Genomic DNA, 22,211 nt, shown 5'->3' on the forward strand with positions numbered 1-22,211 from the left:
ACCTGCGGCCGGACTACTTTCGGCGGCCTTTGTTCGGCACCCCCGATGGACATCAAACGCCTCATCTACGATCAGCTCGGCCACTTCGCGCCGGAGGACATCCCCGTCATCCTGTTCGGTGTGTTCGTGGCGGCTTTGCTCGGTTGGCTGGCCGGGTTGCTGGGTAAGGCCAGCGAAGGCGAGCGCAGGCAGATGGCGGTGCTGGCAGCTGCCATCAGCTTGGCCGTGGCAGTGGTTCGCGCTTCATTGCCGTTGTCGGTGGCGCTTGTTGCCGTGGCGCTGTTCGTTCGACTTCCGGAGAAGGAGAACACAGCGAAGGCACTGGCCATGCGCGTGGTGGTACTTGCCATTGGTATTGGCTGCGGTGCAAGTGCGGCTGTGATCACCGTAGTGCCCGCTCTTTTGCTGGCCTTGATGCTCCGTTGGGCGAACGCGCGCAACTGAACGCACGATGAAGGGCAACTGGCAAGGGCCGGTGGTGTTGGCGCTGGCAGCCTTTGGCAGTTTGGCTTGGGCTGTTCGCGTAACGCCCGATCACAGTTGCATCCCACCACCGTATGACCACGGCGAACCGGAGAAGTTGGTGCTTGTCCGGACCGCTTCGCGATGGCTGCACCCCATCGGCGATCAGCCGGTATTGGAGCATCAGCGTGGAGATGGCAACAGATGGGTGCGGAGTTTGCCCACCGAGCTTCATGGGTCTCTGCCGATAGTGTCCTTGGTTGTTGATCCCAATGACCTCTTCGGCGACGAAAGTGGCATTTACACGGTCGGCAACGCCTTCCTCCACGATCAGGACCAAGTGACGCTGAAGTACCTGCGCGAGCCGCGCTGGTGGAAGTACCCCGGCAACTACCTGTTCCGTGGGAAAGAGTGGGAGCGGGACGCCAACATCGAGATCTATGCACCTGGTGGCATGCTTAAGTGCAATGATCCTGTAGGTGTGCGGATCAACGGAAATACCACACGGGGCTTTCCGCAGAAGGCGTTACGGATCTCGTTCAAGGACGACAAACCGATCCATTTGTTCGGGAGCGAAGCGCGCAGGTACGATGAGATCGTGCTCCGCGCTAGTGGGAATGACCAGGACCGCACCATGTTCCGCGATGCGTTGCAGCACCGCTTGTGCGAGGGCATGGCCTTCGACGTGAGCCGCGCACAGCAAAGTGTGGTATACATCAACGGAGCGTACTGGGGCATCCACAACATCCGCGAGCGCATCGAGGACGATGAACTGGCCATCCGCCACGGCCTGAAGAAGAAGCACATCGTCATACTGGCGGACCGCGCCTTGCCCTACCGCAACGACGATGACGGCGTGGAGGCCAAGCGTTTCAGAAGCTGGCTGAAGAGAATGGAGCGGATGACCGCGACTGCGGAGGCGCTTCCGGACAGCATAGAAGCGATCATCGATGTGGAGAGTTTCCTCCAATACATGAGCGCGCAGATCGTCTTCGGCAACACCGATTGGCCCGACCAGAACGTGAAGTACTGGCGTTGGACAGATGAGCAGGACACGACCAACACGAAGACCGATGGACGCTGGCGCTTCATCATGGGCGACAGCGACCTGAGCTTCGGCTACGAGGAAATTGCTCCGGACAAGTACTTGAACATGTTCGATCACTTGCGCCGGAAGCAGGGGCCTGTGGCGCGGTTGTTCAAGATGTGCATTGCCGTTCCGGAGCTGAAGCAAAGGTTCGATGCGGTCCTGCGCAACCAGTTGGCAGGACCGCTTTCTTCCGAGCGCATGGAAGCGGCCGTTCTCGGCATGTCGAACCGCATTGATGCCGAGATGCACCGCCACGTGCGCAGGTGGCGCCGACCGGCCGACCACGGTGCATGGCAGGCCCACGTCGATGCGATGGTCAACTTTGCGCACGACAGGCCCCGCCAGGTCCTCGCGTGGTGGGAAGCTGAACGAGCAGTGGAATGAGCGCCATCATCGACTTCGTGCGCAAGCATTTGCAGCTGTTCGTGCTGGTGATGCTCTGGGTGGTGGTCACCGTCTACCTCGGTCCGCTCGTCTACTTGCTGCTGCCGGCTTCGCTCTTCCTGATGCGTACCAGCGATCGTTACGCCGATATCCTCTTCGGTTTCATTGCCGTGCTGGTGATGTCCGATATGGACCCCGATATCGTGGCCATGGACCCCATCAAGACGGCCAAGAACTTCGCCATCATTGCCCTGAGCATCATGTTCTTCATGGACCGGGGCCGGTTCGGTCAGCTCAGTGGGGTGTTCCCGGTCTTCCTGCCGTTCTTCGTGTTCTCCATTCTGCCGTTGGTGTTCAGCAATCGGGTGCCGGTGGCATCCCAGAAAACGCTGAGCTATGCGCTGCTCTTCCTCGTGGTGCCCAATTGGGTGCTCATGAACTTCAGGACCCATGGTTGGGATTTCGTCCGAAACCTCATCTTCTTCCTCTGCCTCATCCTGTTGGTCAGCCCGTTGCTGGGGCGCATCAACCAGTGGTATACCGTCATCGATGGCCGCTACCGGGGCATTTTCGGGAATCCCAACGGGCTGGGCATTTTCTGCTTCCTGTCCTTCCTCATCGTGGCGGTGAGCGAGTACATGAACAAGGATCTCTTCCCCAACCGTATCACCCGGTGGATCGTGTACGGGATCATACTGTTCAACCTCGTTCGTTGTGGTTCACGCACGAGCCTCACGGCAACCTTGATGTTCGTGATGTTCTCACGGTTCTTCAGCGTTTCGCCGTTCATCGGTTTCATCATCTTCCTGTCGTTCGTGGCCGGTTTGCAATACCTCACGGCCAACCTTGCCAACATCGTCATCGCGCTCGGTCTGCAGGAGTTCATGCGGGTGGATACACTGGAGGACGGCAGCGGCCGGTACTTCGCTTGGGCGTTCGCGTGGGAGAAGATCCAGGGTTATTTCCTGATGGGCGGTGGTTTCGGCAACGACGAATACGTGATGCGGCAGAACTATGAATACCTGCGTTCCCAAGGGCACCACGGAGGGGTGCACAACAGTTACCTCACCATGTGGTTCAATGTGGGCATCATCGGTGTGCTCATCTACATGCGCAGCCTGTTCGTCATCTTCGTGAAAGCCAGCAAGCACGTGCCCATTGCCTTCGCTGTGCTGTTCTCCATCATGTTCAGCGCGCTCTACGAAAGCTGGTTGAACGGCTCGCTCAATCCGTTCACCATCCTCGTGGTCATCGTCATCACCCTGATGAGCGAAGTGGAGATCGCAGACCCCGCAGCCGTCGAGGAGCCGGAAGCCGACCTTGCCGCCGATGCCGGCCCCGTGCCCGGTTTGGTGCTGCCGGCGCGTTGACCCGCCCGGGCCGTCGTGCCCGTTACATTCGCCGACTTTGCGGGCGGCATGCTGTTCAACTCTTACGCGTTCCTCGTTTTCCTGCCGCTCGTTTTCCTCTTGCATTGGTGGGCGGTCAGGGGCTCCCGGCGCGGCCAGAACATCCTCATCATACTCGCCAGCTACGTTTTCTACGGCTGGTGGGACTGGCGTTACCTGCTGCTGCTCTTCGCCAGTTCGTTCACCGATTATTGGCTGGGCATTTACATCGATCAGCAGGAGGAGCAGCGCAAACGCAAAAGGGCCCTTGTCCTGAGCCTCGTTTTCAACCTGGGCATCCTGGGGTTCTTCAAGTACTTCAACTTCTTCATCGATTCCGCGGCCGACCTCATCAGGGCCTTCGGCATGCAACCGAACCTGTGGAGCCTGCGCGTGATCCTGCCGATCGGCATCAGTTTCTACACCTTCCAGAGCCTGAGCTACACCATAGAAGCATACCGGCGGAACTTCAAGCCCGAGCGTGATCCCATCGCCTACCTCGCGTTCGTGAGCTTCTTTCCCCACATGGTGGCGGGGCCCATCATGCGGGCCATCGATCTGCTGCCCCAGTTCCAGAAGGCCCGTGTGTTCGACGCTGCCAAAGCCCGCGACGGCATGCGCCAGATGCTTTGGGGGTTCTTCAAGAAGGTCGCCGTGGCCGACCAATGCGCCGTGCACGTGGACCGCATCTTCGCCATGGACCCGGAGACCACTTCCGGGGCCACGCTCTTCTTCGGTGCGGTCTTTTTCGCCTTCCAGATCTATGGCGATTTCAGCGGTTACAGCGACATCGCCATCGGGTGCGCGCGGCTGTTCGGCATCGACCTGATGCGCAACTTCAACTATCCGTACTTCTCCCGCAGCATTGGCGAGTTCTGGCAGCGTTGGCACATCAGCCTCAGCACCTGGTTCAGGGACTTCCTATACATCCCGTTGGGCGGCAGCCGTGTTCCCAAAGCGCGCCACTTGCTCAACCTCTTCACCACCTTCACGGTGAGCGGCTTCTGGCACGGCGCCAACTGGACGTTCATTGCGTGGGGTGCGCTGCACGGGGCAGCCTATGTGCCCGAGGTGTTGCGCGGCGCCAAGGCCCGGGCACCGCACGCTACTTGGAAGGAGATACCGTTGATGGTGCCCGTGTTCCTGTTGGTCCTGGTAGGATGGGTGTTTTTCCGGAGCCCGGGCATTGCCGAGGCAGGTGCCCACTTGGTGGGCGTGGTTGCCAACGCACGCATCCACCCCGGTGCCCTGTTGCTTTGGGCGCGCTCGCCGGCCATGCTGCTCGTGTATGCCATGCTATTGGTGGAATGGTGGGCCCGGCGCAGGCAGCATGCCCTGGAGCATTTGCCGCTCACCACCCCGCTGCGGTGGGCCGTGTACATGGCCATCGTGCTGGTAACGCTTTACAAACTGGACCTCGATGCAAAGACCGAGTTCATCTACTTCCAGTTCTGATCAGGTCCGTTCCTTAAAGGTGTTTCTTGGGCGGGCGACGGCCTTCGCGGGGTTGGTCGCCGCGGTGCTCATGGTTTTCGCGGTAACAGGCCCTTGGATCAGCACCATCGATTTCATGGGCGGCATGGAGCGCAAGCATCAGCGCCTGGCCGCTGTGGATGCCCCGCGCCTGATCATCGTGGGCGGCTCCAATGGGGCGTTCGGCATCAACAGCACGGCATTGGAACAAGCGGTGGGCCGGCCCGTAGTGAACATGTGCTTGCATGCCAGCTTGGGCTACCGGTTCATGCTCAACGAAGTGCGTGGATCGTTGCGCGAAGGCGATCTGGTGCTGCTCGTGCTCGAGCATTCCCAGTTCCAAGAACCCGACAAACGGGCCAATGAGCTGTATGCTGCTTTGGAGCGCTACCCCCCGGCGTGGGCTTTTGTACCATCTGAAGCGTTGCCGGAAGTGGGGCTCACCTATGCCGTTCGCAAGTACCAAACGGCCGTTGAGAACGTCGTGGATCCGTGGGTGGGCGCTCCAGAGGAAGTTTACCTGGCCAGTGGCTTCGATGAACGGGGCGACCTGCTGACCCATCTGGAACGGCAACGGACCGTGATGCGGGAGGCGAAGCCCATGAGGGGCGATACACTCGCGTTCCACCCGCAGTTCTGGTCCTTGACCGCAAGGTTCTTGCTGGATGCGGAAGCCGCGGGCGCTCGTGTGTGTTTCAGTTGGCCCTGCCAGAAGGCCTCCAGTGTCAACCCGATGCTGGACGGGTACATGGCGGAGCGTTTGCGGAAGTCGGGTGCTTGTGTGCTCGGTCGGCCGCACGATCAGGTGTACCCCGATAGCCTCTTCTACGATACCCGCTATCACTTGGCTGGCGAGGGCCGCGAACTGCGTACGCAGCAGCTCATCAAGGATCTGGGTGCAGCTCTGCCGCTGCGCTGAGGCGTGTTCCCCACCTTGGACTTCAAGGTTGCGCCCTGCGATCCACGCACACCACGGGTACATTCGCGCCGCCGATGAAAAAGCGATGGATCATCCTCGTCGTCGTGCTCCTTGCGGGCATTGCCGGGGCGTGGCTCGGCCATCGGAAGTTGAAGGCCGTGGGCCATCCGGGTCTCGGCACCTTCCTGTCGCAATGGTGGAACAACTACCCGAAGAGTTTCGCCATGGACCCCCCGAGCATTGCCTTGGAAGTGAAGCCGGAGGGCATGGAGCGGCTGGAGGCCGTCGTTGATTCCGCCCGGCAGCGAGGTGTCATCATGCCGGAAGGCAACGACTACGTGAAGGGGAAGTTCACAGTGGACGGTCAAGAGACCAAGTGCAAACTGCGCATCAAAGGCAAGCTCAGCGATCACGTGAAGGACGAAAAATGGAGCTTCCGTGTGATCGCGAAAGGCGACGGCGGTTTCCTCGGTATGAAGCGCTTCAGCCTGCAGCACCCCGGCACCCGCAACTACCTGTGCGACTGGTTCTACCACCAGTTGAGCAAGGGCGAAGGCATCGTGGCACTGCGTTACGGTTTCTGCAAAGTGTCGCTCAATGGCGACAACCTAGGTGTGTATGCCTACGAAGAGCACTTCGGGCCCGAACTGCTGGAGAACAATGGCCGCTTGAAGGGCCCGCTCGTGCGCTTCGACCCGGGACTTTACTGGGTGCACCGCCTCAACGGCATGCAGGACCTCGACTTTGAAGAGGCGTATGCCGATTACCAGGCCGCCGCTCTCGATGCCTTCGAGAGCGATGAGCTGGTGAACGACCCGCAGCAGCTCCGGTACTTCCAGCTGGCCATGTACCTCATCGACGGTTTCCGCCGCGGTGAACTGACCGCTGCGCAAGTGTTCGACGTGGAGAAGATGGCCGCGCGCCACGCCATCATCGACCTGGTGGGCGGCCACCACAGCATGGATTGGAGCGATGTGAAGTTCTACTACGATCCGGCCGCGCAACGCTTGGAGCCCATAAGCTACGAGAGCTTCAGCGCGTTCCCGACCAAGAAGTTGGCCGGGTCGGGACGCTACACCGGCAAGAGCAACGCTGGCGCAGAACTCCACGACGCGCTCTTCAACGACGCCGACTTCTTCGCCGCTTACGTGCGCGCCTTGGAACGCATGAGCCGGAATGAGTACCTGGACAGCACGTTCACTGCAATTGCTGGGGCGTTGGACACCGCAAGTGCCACGCTTTATGGCGAGTTTCCTTACAAGGAGCTTGATCGGAGCATCTATTACAAGAACCAAGAGATCATACGGCGTTCGTTGGAAGTGCCGAAAGCGGTGCATGCCCACTTGCAGGGCCAGTTGGGCGACCGAACCGTGGTCAAGCTCGTATCCATCAACTCTCTTCCAGTGGAAGTCCTGGCGCTGAGGCTCGGCGATGGCACGGCGGTGAAGCCCACACAACGGACCATCGTTCCTGCGCGACGCGCTGGCGGCTTGGGCGATGCTGTGCTCGCTGAGTTCCCGGCAGCACAGCCAGTGGACACACTCACCTCCAAGATCTCCTTGATGTGTGCTGTGCTGGGTTCGCAGCGGCAGATGGAGACTGAGGTCTTCCCGGTGGCCAAAATGGAGCCGGGTGCCATGGATGCGATCCTCGCGCACGAGCAGCCCAACGTGGGGCAGTTCCCCTTTGCGGTGATGAACGACAGCGCAATGACCATCCACTTCAAACCAGGCTCGTGGAAGCTGGTGGTATCCATGGTGGTACCTGCGGGCTATGTCGTGCACGCCACCTCGCCGCTGTCCTTGGAGATGGTGGGCGGCGCGCGCATCATCAGCTATTCGCCCTTGGTCTGGAAGGGATCAGAGGAGTCCCACATCCGTGTTTTCAGTGCGGATTCATCGTCCAACGGGATCCATGTGATCAGTGCTGGCGGAGGCAGCGATTTGTCCTTCGTTGATTTCGACCATCTGTGCCGCTTTCAGCAGGATCAGACACGCAGCGCTGACCTGTCATTCCATCGCAGCAGCGTTTCGCTGACGAACTGTTCGTTTTCAGGCACGTCGAATACACTTCTCGATGTTTCCGTCGGCAACGCGACCATGTCGGGTTGTTCGTTCACCGGCGGCAGCGATCAACTCGAACTGCACCATGTGCGCGGACAGGTCAGGGCATGCCGGTTCCAGGATGCTGCCGATGATGCGTTGAGCATCGAAGGCGGCGTGCTTGATGCGAAGGAGTGCGAATTCACCCGGGCGAAGGGCATCGGCGTGAAGGCCACGAGCGGTGCCGTCATGAAGTTCAACAACGTGCGCATGGCCCACGTTGGCCAGGGCATCGAAGTGCGCGCTGGGAGTTCGGTGCATGCGAAAGGAGGCAGCATTGAGGCGGTCCATGCGGCGGTGGTCGCCGGCAAAGCCTCCATGCGCGATGGTGCTGCGCGCGTCGTGCTCGATGGTGTGAAGCTCACGGCTGCTGGGACGCCAACGGTGTGCGGCGCTGGCAGTAGCGTTGTCCTCAACGGCAAGGAACTGGGTGCACTGACGAACGCAGAACCCCAAGCTGAGGTGGAAGAATGAGGATCCCGCTCACAATTGCTTTCTGTGCAGGTGTGGCCGCTTCCATGGCCCAACCGGTGGTCAGCCCCATCACCAAGGACACAGTGCAGGTGGCGGACAGTGTTCTGTCCTATCGGTTCATGGTCAGCGGGCACTGGTACGGCGCAAGCACCAGCCGGAGCGGCTTCCCGGCCAGCACGGTGCTGGGCAACATCGATCGCTTCAATGCCACGGGCTCAGCTTTTTTCCTGCTCACCGGAGACATCTTCCAGAACACCAAGAGCGACCAGGCCCGTTACCTGCCTTCGCTCTATGATCATCTGGACATTCCGCTTTTCAACGCCGTGGGCAACCACGACCTCGACGGCGGTTTCTATCAGGGGCTTTTCGGCAAGACATGGATGCAGTGGGATGTGCGCGGCGACCGGTTCATCATCCTCGATACCGAGGAGGACGACAGCAGCGTGAAGGGTGAGCAATTGCGAATGATCGAACAAGCCGCCAGTGACGCGGAAGCAGGCAAACTGAAGCATGTGTTCATTACCAGCCATCGGCCCATTTGGGCGGAGAGCGGGCACTACAAGTTCCTCTTCCCCGGCAACACCAAGTCAGTGACCGGCAACAACTACGAGAGCGATGTACTGCCGTTGCTGCGGCGTATGGCCAAGCACGTACCCGTACACTGGATGGCAGGCAGTATGGGCGGCACGGCCCCGGCAAGCATACTGTTCGAAACCCCTGAACCGAACATCCACTATGTGATGAGCGCCATCCGCGACGAGACGCGCGATGCGGTACTGCTTGCTGAAGTCTCGGCCGGCAGCGTGCGCTGGGAAGCGATCAGCCTCACGGGAAAGCACCTCGAGCCGGTCGGCATGTATACGGCCGAGTGGTGGCGCGAGCACCTGGCCAACCCCGAGGGTTTCGAATGGAAGCTGCTGCCATACCACATCAAGAGCACCTTGCTGCACCGCAACTTCTGGTTGGGTGCCGGAACTGTTGCGTTGCTGTGGGCGGGTTTCGTGGCCCTTCGTCGCAGGCGCCGCTCCGGTTAGATTCGCAACCCTTAACGAAAAACATGGCGCGCATACTGGTAACCGGTGGGTCTGGCTTCGTGGCCAGTCACCTGGCCGAGAAACTGGCTGAGGACAAGGCCAACGAGGTGACCATCGTGGACAATCTCCTCACGGGTGATATGGCCAAGCTGCCCCTCGCCCCCAACGTGCGCTTCATCAAGTGCGATGCGAACCGCTACGAGGACATCAGCGCCGTGTTCTTCGCGCACCGCTTCGAGTACGTTTTCCACTATGCGGCCGTGGTAGGCGTGAAGCGCACTACGGACAACCCGGTGATGGTGCTCCGCGACATCGACGGCATCCGCAACGTGCTTGACCTGAGCAAGAACACCGGCGTGAAGCGCGTGTTCTTCAGCAGCAGCAGCGAGGTGTACGGCGAACCGGTGGAGATCCCGCAGAACGAGAAGACCACGCCCCTCAACAGCAAGCTGCCCTACGCCATCGTGAAGAACATCGGCGAGGCCTTCCTGCGCAGCTACCAGAAGGAGTACGGGCTCGAATACACCGTGTTCCGCTTCTTCAACACGTACGGCCCCAAGCAAAGCCGCGACTTCGTGGTGAGCAAGTTCATGCGCGCGGCGCTGAAAGGGGAGGACATCACCGTGTACGGCGACGGCCTGCAGACGCGCACCTTCTGCTGGGTGGACGATAACATCGATGCCTGCGTGAACGCCTTCCGCAAGAACCTCGTGCTGAACGATGTGGTGAACATCGGCAGCGACAAGGAGATCACCGTCCTCGACCTGGCCAAGCTCATCATTGAACTCACCAGCAGCAAGAGCCGCATCGTGCACCTTCCGCCGTTGGAGGAGGGCGACATGACGCGCCGCATGCCGGACATCGGTCTCATGCGCCAGTTGCTCGGCCGCGAGCCGCTTCCCTTGCGCGACGGCCTCCAGCGCATCCTCAAGGACCCCCGTTTCATCCTCAGCTAGGCCGCGCGATGTGCGGCATTGCGGGGATCGTTGGGCTGAAGGCGGTGGGGCACTTCGCCAAGAGCGACGATCCCCAAGCCATTGTGCGCCGCATGACGGACCGTATTGCGCACCGTGGTCCTGATGCGGAGGGCCTTTGGCAGGGGAGCGATGTTGTGCTTGGCCACCGGCGCTTGAGCATCATCGATCTGAGCGCCGCCAGCAACCAGCCGATGACGACACCGGATGGGCGCTACACCATCGTGTTCAATGGCGAGATCTACAACTACCGCGTCCTCCGCAAGCAACTGGGCGATGTGGCCTGGCGCAGCGGCGGCGACGGCGAGGTGCTTCTGCATGCGTGGGCCCGCTGGGGCGCCGATTGCCTGCCCAAGCTCGAAGGCATGTTCGCCTTTGCCTTGTGGGACGAGCAGGAGCAGGAGTGCGTGCTGGTAAGGGATCGCTTGGGCATCAAGCCGCTCTACTATTCCGTGTTCAGCGCACTGCATGAAGCTGGGTCCATGGGTTTGGGCTTCGCTAGCGAGATCAGGGCGTTGCTTGCCTCCCGCGCGCTCCCTTCGGAACTTGACCAGGATGCCCTGACCGATTACCTGCGCTACGGAACGGTGCACGCGCCCAAGACGATAGTGTCCTGTGTGCGCATGTTGTTGCCTGGTCGGTTGCTGCGCTTCAACGGAGACCAGGGTGTGCGCGAGGAATCCGAGTGGTGGGGCCCGGTGAAAGCCGCTCGTAAGGATGCGCAGGTATTGCCCATGGAAGCTGTCACGAAGGAGACCCGCACGCTGCTCGCCAAGGCCGTGGAGAAGCGCCTCGTTGCGGATGTGCCCTTTGGGGCTTTCCTCAGCGGCGGTATCGACAGCAGTGCCGTAGTGGGCCTGATGGCCGAGTGCAGCAGCGCGCCGGTGCACACCTTCAATGTGTCGTTCGACGAAAGCCAATTCAGCGAAGCGCGTTACGCACAGATCATCGCCAAGCGCTTCAACACGCAGCACACGGAGATCAAGCTGAAGCCTGCCGACATGCTCCGTTACCTGCCCGATGCGCTGGCCGCTATGGACCACCCGAGCATGGACGGCCCCAACACGTGGGTGGTCAGCAAGGTGACCAAGCAGGCTGGCATCACCATGGCGCTGAGCGGCCTTGGTGGTGATGAGGTTTTCGCTGGGTACGATGTCTTCCAGCGGAGCACTGAACTACAGCGAAAGGCCTGGCTCATGGCCGTGCCCAAGACGCTGAGGAAGTTGGCAGGTTCGGTGCTGGCCAAGGCGCGGCCAAGTGCCGCCTCGACCAAAGCCGCCGAGCTATTGGCGTTGGATGACTGGTCGTTGAAGAACACTTATCCGCTTTCGCGACTAGCCTTCACTGATGCTGAGCTGCGCACGTTGCTTCGGAATGATATGTCGCCCATTAACGCGGTGCGTTTCCAAGCGGAAGTTCTCCTGGGAGGTGGTGGAGGCGACAAACTTCCATTGCTCAGCCGTGTGAGCCTCTTGGAAATGTGCACCTACATGCAGAACGTGCTGCTGCGCGACACCGACCAGATGAGCATGGCCCATGCGCTGGAAGTGCGTGTACCTTTCCTCGATCACGACTTGGTATCGTTCGTCCTCGGGGTTGGCGATGCGTTCAAGTACCCGCACACGCCCAAGCAACTCCTCACCGAGAGCTTGGGCGATCTGTTGCCGCGCGAGATCATCGATCGTCCCAAGATGGGCTTCACCCTGCCATGGGCACAGTGGATGCGAGGCGAACTGAAGACCTTCTGTTCAGACCGCATGACCGCACTCGCAGCCCGCGATCAGTTCAATAGCGCTGGCGTCACTGACCTCTGGCAACGGTTCCTTGCTAACGACCCACGTGTGACTTGGGGCCGCGTTTGGATGCTTGTGGTACTGGAGGACTGGATGCAGCGCAACGGCGTGCAGGCCTGAAAAGAGAGAAGGGAGCCGAAGCTCCCTTCTCTCTTTTGACCCTTCTCCACTGGAGAAGGGCAAGGATGAGGCCCTAGAACTTCGCCCGGCTCTTACGGCCGATACGCTTCTTGCCGCGCACCCAGCTGTAGCGCTGGCGGTAGAAATTCGACTGCCCCTTCAACACGTAGCTGTACGTCAGCGTCATGGTGAGGTAGCTGTCGTTGTGCGTGGGATCGCCACGGATGTTGTCGCGGCCGTCGCTGCGCTCTTCCTCCCAGCCGTACTGGTAGGGCCACCAACTCGCAAGGTTCGGATCATTCGAGTACGCCTCGGCCAAGGCGGGACCACTCTGGTCGTACATATAAGAAGCTGCCCCACCATTGCCGTCAGGCATCAAGTTGGGATCTTGGTACACGGTGCTCGCGTCATCCAGGTAGTCGGTGAACGTGGTGCGCCAGCCGAAGTCCCAACCGATACGGTGACGGCGTTTGAAGGTCAAGTGGAAACCAAGCCCTGCCGGGATCGAGAATCCGATGGGGCTGTAGTCGACCAGCTCGGTGCGCAAGGGGCGCAACGAAACCCACTCGCCATTGCTCAACACGTTGTTGTCCGTGCCCACGTACTGGCCCTTCGGGTTATGATAGAACACGGCAGCGCCCACATAGGCGAACAACTTGAAGTCGTTCTTGTAGCGCCCGCGCCCACCGATGTCGTTGTCGTGATAAAGCGTGAGCTCGCCACGTACGTAAAGCTCGAAAATGTCGTTGCGGAAATTCAGGTTGCGGTAGCGGCGGGGTTGGTAGATGCTCAGGTCGTCGGCGCCTTGGATGCGCAGGTACATCAGGCCCGCATTGATGCTGATGGTGCGATTGATCTTCCGGCGGGCGAAACCTCCAATGGCCCAGCGCGTTTGGCTGAGCTTCAAATCCCAGATGAAATCGCGGCGGGGCTTTTCCTTGCCGCCCATCTCACCCAGATAGTTGGCACCACCGAGGTGGAAGCCGATATCCCAAGCGTACTGGGCCTTTGCGGAGGCCGACAGCAGGGCTAAGACGATCAGTACGTACAGCTTTCTCATCAGGGGTGTTCCGGTCAGGCTACAAGACGCGCAAACATAGGAAAGTATCCACGCGTGCTTCAGGCGGGGGCTCACGGGAGATTTCAACGATCGACCAGCCCAATGGGATACCCGACTAGCCGATCGGGCAAGGCTACTTTCGGCGCCCTTGCCCTCACACGGGCTTCGAGCTTCAATGGCCAACCGGGTTTGTGATCTGTTCGGGGTGAGATACCCTATTGTACAGGCGGGAATGATCTGGTGCAGCGGCTGGCGGCTGGCCAGTGCGGTGGCCAATGCTGGCGGTCTGGGCTTGTTGGGCAGCGGAAGTATGTACCCCGACGTGCTGCGCGGGCAGATCCGCAAATGCAAAGCCGCCACCAACATGCCATTTGGGGTGAACGTGCCCTTGCTCTATCCCAACGTGGAGGAGCACATGGCCATAATTGTTGAAGAGGGTGTACGGGTGGTGTTCACCAGCGCCGGAAGCCCGGGTGCTTGGACGGGGAAACTCAAGCAGCACGGGATCGCCGTTGTGCATGTGGTCAGCAGCGTGAAGTTCGCCAAGAAGGCGGTGGAAGCAGGCGTGGATGCCTTGGTGGCCGAAGGCTTCGAGGCCGGGGGGCACAATGGGCGTGAGGAGACGACAACACTGGTGCTGATACCCATGGTGCGCGATGCCGTGGATGTTCCACTGATCGCCGCTGGGGGCATAGGCGATGGCCGGGCCATGGTGGCGGCCATGGCCTTGGGTGCGGATGGCGTGCAATTGGGCAGCCGGTTCGTGTGCACCAAGGAGAGCAGTGCCCATGATGCTTTCAAGCAGAAAGTGGCCAATACGGATGAGGGTGATACTGTGCTTACGCTCAAGGAGTTGGCCCCGGTCCGTCTGATAAAGAATGCCTTCTATGGCGATGTGCAGGCGGCCTATGCGCGCGGTGCTTCGGTTGAAGAACTGAAACAGGTGCTGGGAAGGGCCCGTGCGAAGCGCGGCATGTTCGAAGGCGACATGGACCAGGGCGAATTGGAGATCGGGCAGGTAAGTGCTGCCATCGACGATATCCCCTCAGCCGCTGGCGTCATTGAGCGCATGATGACCGACTACCGGACCGGTCTGGACCATATGGCCGGTTTGTCACGCTTCCACGGATAACCGGCAACACGCCGACCTTTGCGCCCGTCTTGCTGGCAAGGATCAACCCGTCGATGCGTTCACCCAAGGTGCGTTCCCTGGCACTGGGCTTGGCCCTTTCCATCCTAACGACCGCCCGCGCGGTGGTTTTGGATCCACCCGTTCTGCATTGTGCCTCGGTGAACCTGATCGGCGATGTAACGCTCACATGGACCGCTCCGGCCGATCCCGGTGGCGACTTCCAGGAGTACCAGCTCTTCTACGACGGTGGCCTTGGCTTTTCGTTGTTGACCACCATCCCTGTTTACGGCACCACAACCTACTACCATGCCGGAGCCAATGCCGATGCCGGGCCGGTGTGCTACTACCTCACCACGGTCACCACTTCACCACCTCCGAATACTTCGATACCCAGCGATACCCTTTGCTCCATCTTCTTAACGGTGGCCCAAAGCGCCCCGCTCGGCAGCGCGGTGCTGGATTGGACGCATCCACATGTACCGCCGCTGGCTTCGGCGTCTGCCAACTACAGCATTTGGATGGAATACCCACAGGGCACATGGACCCAGGTGGGGTCGGTGGCCAATACCATCAACCATTATGAAGAGGTGATCGACATCTGCGACGACTCGCTCACCTTCCGCATCGGGCTGGTGGATGCGCTCGGCTGCGTGAGTTTCAGCAATCTGGCCGGCGACGAGTTCGCTGATGCCACACCGCCGTCAGTACCCGTGATGGAAACCGTGTCGGTCGATTCGGTCACTTGCCTTACCACGGTCACTTGGACCCCAAGCCCGGAGGCGGATACGGACGGCTACATCCTGGTCCTTGTCACCGGTGGGGGCAACATCGTGATCGATACTGTGTGGGGCGGAACGAGCGACACCTTCATCTGGCCATCGAGCACTCCGTGCGATGGCACCGAGAGCTGGACCGTTGCGGCTTTCGATACCTGCTATACCGGTAACCCGCCCAGTCCGAACACGAGCGCTACCGGGACTTCGCATACCACCGTTTTTGCGAGCATCGACTACAATGCCTGCGTTTCGGAGATCACGGTTGGTTGGACGCCGTACATCGGCTGGGATGTGGCTGGCTACCAGCTTTTCGCGCAAGAGAACGGAGGCCCATGGTTCCTGCTCAGCATCCACGGCCCGAACGAATTCAGTGCGGTGCACGAGAACGTTGACCCCTTCAAGACATACTGCCACGTGGTGAAGGCCAGCGAGTCCGGCGGAACGCGCACGACCCTCAGCAACAAGGTTTGCGTCACGACCACCTACCCCGGCCTCCCGGCATTCAACTACCTCAGCAACGCCACCGTTATGGCCCCGAACGAAGTGCTGGTGACGGATGAAGTGGATGTAACGGCAGAGGTGAAGAACTACCACCTGCAACGCAGCCAGAACGGGTTGCCGTTCGAAACCATCCGAACGGTGGGCGGTGGGGTAGGACCCTCACTTGCGTTCACCGACCTCGATGCAATGACCAGCGAACGCAGCTACCGTTACCGGGTGGTGGTGGAGGACAGCTGCGGCACCATCACGCTGATCAGCAACGAGGGCAACACGATATTCCTGACCGTGCGGGCCGATCTTGATGGTGTGAACCGGTTGCGGTGGAACGGCTATGCGGGCTGGGCCGGGGTGCCTTCGGGTTTCAACATTTACCGGAGCGTTGCTGGTGGTCCTTTCGCTTATCTGGCCAGCAACCCACCATCACAAGCCGACTACGAGGACGATGTCACCTCGTTCTTCGAAACGAACGGCCGCTTCTGCTATTACGTGGAGAGCATCGAGGCCGGGAACCCGAGCGGGGTGAACGCAGTGTCGGTCAGCAACGAAGCGTGTGCCGTGCAGGAGCAGCAGTTCTGGGTGCCGAATGCGTTCATCGCCGGCGGGATCAACGATACGTTCATCCCTGTAACGGCCTACACCGATTTGAGCGGTTACGAGTTCACCATTTTCAACCGCTGGGGCCAGGCCATCTGGACCACCAATGATCGTTTCCAAGCGTGGGACGGCCGCGTGGAAGGGCGATATGTGCCACAAGGGGTCTATGCGTGGTACTGCAGCTTCCGCGGTGGTGGTGGGCAGCAGTTCACCGAGCGTGGGACGGTAACATTCCTCTTCGCCGAGGAGTGATCCTTTTCCCTGTGGCCGGAAGCCATCACCGATCCTATCATCCCCGCGAGCGGGCTGCGCGAGCAGCGCGCCGCAGGGATCCCTTTCGCGGAGCGGAAGGAACTAAACATCCCGACGTGCCTTCGAGCACGGCGGGATGTTTAGTTTCGCGCATGGATCTGACCACTCCCGCAACGGGCAAACCCAAGGTTGCCCAGGCTGCCAACGGCAGCCCCTATGCACACAAGTTCATCGGCGAGGGCCTCACGTACGATGACGTGCTGCTCGTGCCTGCCTACAGCGAAGTTCTTCCGCGTTCAGTTGAGGTGCGCACCCTGTTCTCGCGCAACATCACCCTGAACGTTCCTATTGTCAGCGCAGCCATGGACACCGTCACGGGTGCCGAGTTGGCCATCGCCATCGCGCAGCAAGGCGGCATAGGCGTCATTCACAAGAACCAACCCGTTGCAGAGCAGGCTGCCGAAGTGCGCCGCGTGAAGCGCAGCGAAAGCGGCATGATCCAGGACCCCGTCACCTTGCTCGACAACGCACTGGTGGCCGATGCCCTGAAGCAGATGGCCGAGAACAAGATCGGAGGCATCCCAGTGGTGGATGCATCCGGCAAGTTGGCCGGCATCGTTACCAACCGCGACCTGCGCTTCGAGAAGCAGATGAACCGTCCGGTGGCCGAGGTGATGACCAGCAAGAACATCATCACAGCCAAGCCTGATACTTCCATGGCCGCTGCCGAGGACATCCTGCAGGAGCACAAGATCGAGAAGCTGCCCGTGGTGGATGCCGGCGGCAAGCTCGTAGGGCTCATCACATACAAGGACATCATCAAGCTGAAACAACGCCCCAACGCCGCCAAAGACAAGCATGGCAGGTTGCGTGTCGCCGCCGCCATCGGCATTGCGGCCGACAGCATCGACCGCGCCAAAGCACTTGTTGATGCCGGTGTGGACGCGTTGGTGATCGACACCGCTCATGGCCATACCAAGGGCGTCATCGATATGCTCAAACAGGTGAAAGCTGCATTCAAAAGCGTGGACGTGGTGGTGGGCAACATCGCCACGGGCGCGGCCGCGAAAGCACTCGTTGAAGCCGGTGCCGACGCCGTGAAAGTGGGCATCGGCCCTGGCAGCATCTGCACCACGCGCGTCATTGCCGGTGTTGGAGTTCCGCAGTTGACGGCGGTGTTCGATTGTGCGCAGGCCGTTGAGGGGTCCGGTGTTCCTGTGATCGCTGATGGTGGCATCCGCTACACCGGCGATGTGGTGAAAGCCCTGGCAGCAGGTTCCAGCACCGTAATGATCGGCAGCATGTTCGCCGGGGTGGAAGAGAGCCCGGGCGAAACGATCATCTACGAAGGCCGCCGCTTCAAAACGTACCGTGGCATGGGCAGCATCGAAGCCATGCAACAAGGCAGCAAGGACCGCTACTTCCAGGATATGGAAGATGACATCAAGAAGCTGGTACCTGAAGGCATCAGCGGCCGCGTCCCGTACAAAGGCAAACTGGCCGAAGTGGTGCACCAGCTCGTAGGCGGGTTGCGTGCAGGTATGGGGTACTGCGGAGCAGCGAGCATCTCGGCGCTGAAAGGATCACAGTTCATCCGCATCACCAGCGCCGGGGTGAAGGAGAGCCACCCGCACGATGTGTTCATCACGCGCGAGGCGCCGAATTACAGCCACTTGTGATCAGGCTGAAAGCCGCAGCGCTTTGAGCATTGTCCGCAGGCGCGTCCGCAATTGCACCCGGTAGCGGAGTGCTCCCAAGGCTGTGATCGCGCTCATCCGCACTGCACCCCACCACCGTCCCAGTGTGACTTGCCACTGAAGGGAGTGCGGTTGCTCTTCGAGGAAGGTCCGCGACACCCATAGCTGGTCGCCCGCAATGTGATCCACACTGCTGATGGTCAACACGAATCCATTGGCTCGCATGAAGGCCTCCACCTCACGCTTGACGGGTTGGCCTTTGTACAGTTGGACGCGTTCCACCTCCATCCAGATGGCCTTCACCTTCTTCAACATCACCGGAGCGCCACGCAGCACCATCAGCTCCGCGCCCTGCACGTCCATGTGGATAAGGTCGATCGCAGCGATGCGCTCGCGTGCGCAAAACGCATCCAGCGTGTCAGTGGTCACCTCGATGCGTTGCTTGAACTCCAGCCAGGGGTGCACTTTGGTGGTGAGCCCCGGCTCAAGTAAGGATGAACTCCTGTGCCCATCGCTTCGGCGCGAACCCTCCGCTGATGAGAGATGCAGCACTGCTCTTCCGGCCCTGTCCGAAAGGGCCAGACAATGGGCCCGCAGATCCACTTCCGGATGCTTGGTTGCATTGGCCAGCACAAGCGCGTGGTTCGTGGGCACCGGCTCGAACGCATGTACCACCGCACCGGGGAACATATGCCCATAGTGCACCCCGGCGTAGCCGTTGCACGCGCCGATATCCATCACCACCTCGGGCTTCCTACGGACGAAGAGTTTCTGCAGCAGATGGTCGCGAGCGGACGACATGCCGCGAAGATGGGCCCGTAGCGGATGCACTGCCCGGGCACCGACAGCAATTGGATCTTCGGAGACGAGCCTCGGCCGACGTTCGGACTACCGCCTCACGAACCGGAGCACCTCGGTGCCGTTCCCAAGCACAAGCGCGTATGCGCCGGGAGCAAGCAGGGTGAGATCGATCTGCTGCTGACCAGCGGAAATGGCCAACGCCATGATCGCGCGGCCATCGGCGCTCAACACCGTTCCTTGCCCGTTGAACATGGTGCGCAAGGTGATCGTGCCTTCACAGTCCGTGGGCCACAGGGCGGATGGCTCTGCATGGTTGAACGGAGCAAGGCCCAAATTGCCTTGGCCGCCGATCACCAGGTCATCGATCACATAAGCCGAACCGTTGGCATCGTCCATCACGATGTACGCGATCGTAGGACCGGGCAAGCTGATCTCAATACGGTCGGGGCTCTGGCTGTTGAACGTGGTAAGCACTGTGCCGTTCACATCGTAGGCCGTGCCCACGATGTAGTCGATCTCGGTGTCGATGGGGTTGTCGAACGACACATAGCTCACCGGCACGTGGGTCGTTCCGTTCACCGGGTCGATGAAGTCCATCCGGAGTTCGCCGAACCAATCGTAGCTGTGCAGCACGCTGCCCCACGAAAACGAAGTGTAATCGTAAGTGACTGGTGGGGACGGAACCCCATTACTACTGAAAACGACCCCGCAGGCTTGGTATTGGTTCTCGAACGGGGTGTCGCTCGGATAGCCTTCAAAATCCAGCGTATCGCATTGGGCGATTGCATCATTGGTACTGAGCACTGCGAGGGTCAATGGGAGGAGAAGGTGTTTCATCGGCTTGGGCTTTGGGCACCAAAGTAGCTGTGCCTCAGGGTGGCGCGGCACCTCGCTGCTTCGATCTTTTTAACCGCACATTGGTCCTTTGCCGGGAAACCTGCCCGGTTAGTTTTGGCACCCTTTTGCAAAAGGCCATGGCCGCGCGAAAACGCTCCCAGGCCGCCCAAAACCCGAACCGATGACCCTGATGAAGTGGATGCCGGCCTTCGCCCTTGTTGCGATGACGGCGAGCGCAACCGCACAGACCAACAAGACCGAAGGTTTGGCCACGGACGACCCCGTGTTGATGACCGTTGACGGCAAGCCTGTCACGCGCAGCGAGTTCGAGGCGATCTACAAGAAGAACAACAAGGACGCTGCCGTCACCCAGCAGGCATTGAACGAGTACCTTGAACTCTTCATCAACTACAAGTTGAAGGTGCGCGAGGCCGAGAGCCTGGGCATGGACACGGTGAAGAAGTTCCGCGATGAACTGGCCGGATACCGAACGCAATTGGCCCGCCCCTACTTGGTGGACCGCAACCTGAACGATCAATTGATGCAGGAGGCCTACGGGCGGAGCCAGCAGGAGATCCGTGCAAGCCACATCCTGGTCACCTGTGCGCCTGAAGCAACGCCCGAAGACACCTTGAAGGCATACCGGAAACTCCTGGCCCTGCGCGATCGCGTGATGGCCGGTGAGGACTTCGCGGCCGTGGCCAAGGCCGGGAGCAACGACCCGAGCGCGGCCCAGAACGGTGGTGACCTTGGCTACTTCAGCGCGCTGCAGATGGTTTATCCGTTCGAGACGGCCGCGTACAGCACCCCAGTGGGCCAAGTGAGCCAGCCGGTGCGCACCCGGTTCGGTTACCACGTGATCAAAGTGGTGGACAAGCGCGCTGCGCGTGGCCAAGTGAAGGTGGCGCACATCATGTTGCGTGGTGTGGACAACGATTCCATCAAAGAAGCGGATGCACGCAAGCGCATCCACGAGATCCACGCCATGTGCTTGGCGGAGCCCGGCAAGTTCGCTGACCTGGCCCTGCGGTACAGCGAGGACAGCGGCACCAATGCCAAGGGCGGCGAACTGCCGATGTTCGGTACGGGCAAGATGATCGAGGAATTCGAGAACGAGAGCTTCAAGCTGAAGAACGATGGTGAGATCAGCGCACCCTTCCGCACGCGCTACGGCTGGCACATCGTGAAGCGCTTGGAGTACCAGGCCCCGCCAACGTTCGATCAGGCGAAAGGCGATCTGAAAGGCAAGATCCAGAAGGACAGCCGCGCCGACATCACCAAGCGGGCATTCATCGAGCAATTGCGCAAGGACTACAAGTACACCCCGGTCACCAAGAACATGAAGCCGCTGTACACCGTGGTGGACAGTACGATCTTCCTGAAGGGAACCAGCGTCAGCGACACCATGCTACGCCGCAACACCGTGGAAGGCCCCGTTATGCGCAATGGAATGCGGTACCGTCGGGAGATCAACGGCACCATGCGCAACGGCAAGCTCGTGAACATCCGCAGCCGACAGCACCAGGATCTTACCCCCGATCCCAATGACACCCTTGTGGTACGCGATGTCCATGAGGGCTGGTCGGTGGACCCGGCAAAGACCAAGAAGCTCACGCAGCCGTTGTTCTCCCTCAATGGCCGCACATGGTCGCAAACCGACTTCCTCAGCTACCTGGAAGCGAAGCAGGCGCGGGGAAAGAACGAACCCATCCAGCAGTACATGAACACCAAGTACGAAGCGTGGGTGGACGAAACCATGATGAGCTATGAGGACGGGCGCCTCGAAGAGAAGTACCCCGAGTTCCGCATGCTGATGAAGGAGTACCGTGATGGGATCCTCCTGTTCGAGCTCACGGATCAGCAAGTGTGGAGCAAAGCCGTGAAGGACAGTGCAGGGTTGCAGGCCTACTACGACCAGCACAACACGGACTTCATGCACCCGGTGCGTTACGATGCCGACATCTACACCTGTGCCAATGCCGCGGTGGCCGAGCAGGTGCGCAAGCTCCTGAAGAAGGGCAAGCGTGGCGATGAACTCATTACGACCGTGAACAAGACCAGCGCATTGAACCTCAATGTGGAGAGTGGTCGCTGGAGCGCGGATGAGAAGCCGTTCCTGAAAGGTGTCAGCATGGTAGGCCTCACAAACAACTTCGACATCGATGGTCGCGTTGTCATCGCCGACATGAAACAGGTGGTGGCTCCCGCGCCCAAGACATTGGAGGAAGCCCGCGGCTTGGTGACCGCGGCGTACCAGGATCAGTTGGAGAAGGATTGGATCGCCATGCTCCGCAAGAAGTACACGGTGGTCACAGACAAGGACGTTCTCTACTCCATCCGCTGATCGC

Annotated in this window: 16 protein-coding genes; 13 read left to right on the forward strand and 3 right to left on the reverse strand. The window is 60.3% G+C overall.

All coding sequences use genetic code 11. The features are described 5' to 3' along the window. Positions 1-45 precede the first annotated feature (45 nt). The 9 genes from IPJ76_14360 to asnB all read left to right on the forward strand — a co-directional run bounded on the left by IPJ76_14360 (position 46) and on the right by asnB (position 12,213). Complete coding sequence (locus IPJ76_14360; GenBank protein QQR85775.1) at positions 46-444, forward strand: hypothetical protein; 399 nt, start codon at positions 46-48, stop codon at positions 442-444. Between the two features lie 7 nt (positions 445-451). Beyond that, positions 452-1,936 (forward strand): CotH kinase family protein, encoded by a 1,485-nt coding sequence (locus IPJ76_14365; protein QQR85776.1) that lies wholly within the window; start codon positions 452-454, stop codon positions 1,934-1,936. Further along, positions 1,933-3,306: an O-antigen ligase family protein gene (locus IPJ76_14370; GenBank protein QQR85777.1), complete on the forward strand. Its 1,374-nt coding sequence runs from the start codon at positions 1,933-1,935 to the stop codon at positions 3,304-3,306. Before IPJ76_14365 ends, IPJ76_14370 begins: the two co-directional genes overlap by 4 nt. A 48-nt stretch (positions 3,307-3,354) precedes the next feature. Next, positions 3,355-4,779, forward strand: coding sequence for an MBOAT family protein (locus IPJ76_14375; protein ID QQR88473.1), 1,425 nt, complete (start codon positions 3,355-3,357; stop codon positions 4,777-4,779). A gap of 70 nt (positions 4,780-4,849) precedes the next feature. Further along, positions 4,850-5,716: a hypothetical protein gene (locus IPJ76_14380; GenBank protein ID QQR85778.1), complete on the forward strand. Its 867-nt coding sequence runs from the start codon at positions 4,850-4,852 to the stop codon at positions 5,714-5,716. A 74-nt stretch (positions 5,717-5,790) separates the two neighbouring features. Then, the gene (locus IPJ76_14385; GenBank protein QQR85779.1) at positions 5,791-8,292 is read left to right on the forward strand and encodes a CotH kinase family protein; all 2,502 of its coding nucleotides are present in this window, start codon (positions 5,791-5,793) and stop codon (positions 8,290-8,292) included. Further along, positions 8,289-9,326, forward strand: a complete 1,038-nt coding sequence (locus tag IPJ76_14390) for a metallophosphoesterase (protein QQR85780.1) — start codon at positions 8,289-8,291, stop codon at positions 9,324-9,326. Before IPJ76_14385 ends, IPJ76_14390 begins: the two co-directional genes overlap by 4 nt. A 23-nt stretch (positions 9,327-9,349) precedes the next feature. Beyond that, complete coding sequence (locus tag IPJ76_14395; protein ID QQR85781.1) at positions 9,350-10,282, forward strand: NAD-dependent epimerase/dehydratase family protein; 933 nt, start codon at positions 9,350-9,352, stop codon at positions 10,280-10,282. A gap of 8 nt (positions 10,283-10,290) precedes the next feature. Next, positions 10,291-12,213 (forward strand): asparagine synthase (glutamine-hydrolyzing), encoded by a 1,923-nt coding sequence (gene asnB / locus IPJ76_14400; protein ID QQR85782.1) that lies wholly within the window; start codon positions 10,291-10,293, stop codon positions 12,211-12,213. A 73-nt stretch (positions 12,214-12,286) separates the two neighbouring features. On the opposite strand, the gene IPJ76_14405 is transcribed toward asnB, so the two are convergent. Further along, positions 12,287-13,273 carry a hypothetical protein gene (locus IPJ76_14405; GenBank protein QQR85783.1) on the reverse strand — a complete coding sequence of 329 codons (987 nt, stop codon included), beginning with the start codon at positions 13,271-13,273 and terminating at the stop codon, positions 12,287-12,289. Positions 13,274-13,448: 175 nt separating this feature from the next. Between IPJ76_14405 and IPJ76_14410 the strand changes: the two genes are divergently transcribed. From IPJ76_14410 to guaB, 3 genes are all read left to right on the forward strand, one after another. Further along, positions 13,449-14,405, forward strand: a complete 957-nt coding sequence (locus IPJ76_14410; protein ID QQR85784.1) for a nitronate monooxygenase — start codon at positions 13,449-13,451, stop codon at positions 14,403-14,405. 53 nt (positions 14,406-14,458) lie between these two features. Beyond that, positions 14,459-16,528, forward strand: a complete 2,070-nt coding sequence (locus IPJ76_14415; protein QQR85785.1) for a gliding motility-associated C-terminal domain-containing protein — start codon at positions 14,459-14,461, stop codon at positions 16,526-16,528. Positions 16,529-16,680: 152 nt separating this feature from the next. Then, entirely contained in the window at positions 16,681-18,207 is a 1,527-nt protein-coding gene (guaB, locus tag IPJ76_14420) for an IMP dehydrogenase (GenBank protein ID QQR85786.1), read from the forward strand. On the opposite strand, the gene IPJ76_14425 is transcribed toward guaB, so the two are convergent. Beyond that, positions 18,208-19,026, reverse strand: coding sequence for an FkbM family methyltransferase (locus IPJ76_14425; protein ID QQR85787.1), 819 nt, complete (start codon positions 19,024-19,026; stop codon positions 18,208-18,210). Positions 19,027-19,113: 87 nt separating this feature from the next. After that, positions 19,114-19,863 (reverse strand): hypothetical protein, encoded by a 750-nt coding sequence (locus IPJ76_14430; protein ID QQR85788.1) that lies wholly within the window; start codon positions 19,861-19,863, stop codon positions 19,114-19,116. Positions 19,864-20,053: 190 nt separating this feature from the next. Here IPJ76_14430 and IPJ76_14435 point away from each other — a divergent pair, with 190 nt between their 5' ends. Next, a complete protein-coding gene (locus tag IPJ76_14435) occupies positions 20,054-22,207 on the forward strand; it encodes a peptidylprolyl isomerase (protein ID QQR85789.1) in 2,154 nt (717 codons plus the stop codon). Positions 22,208-22,211: the final 4 nt, after the last annotated feature.

The sequence above is a fragment of the Flavobacteriales bacterium genome (genome assembly GCA_016699575.1).
GTDB lineage: Bacteria > Bacteroidota > Bacteroidia > Flavobacteriales_F > PHOS-HE28 > PHOS-HE28.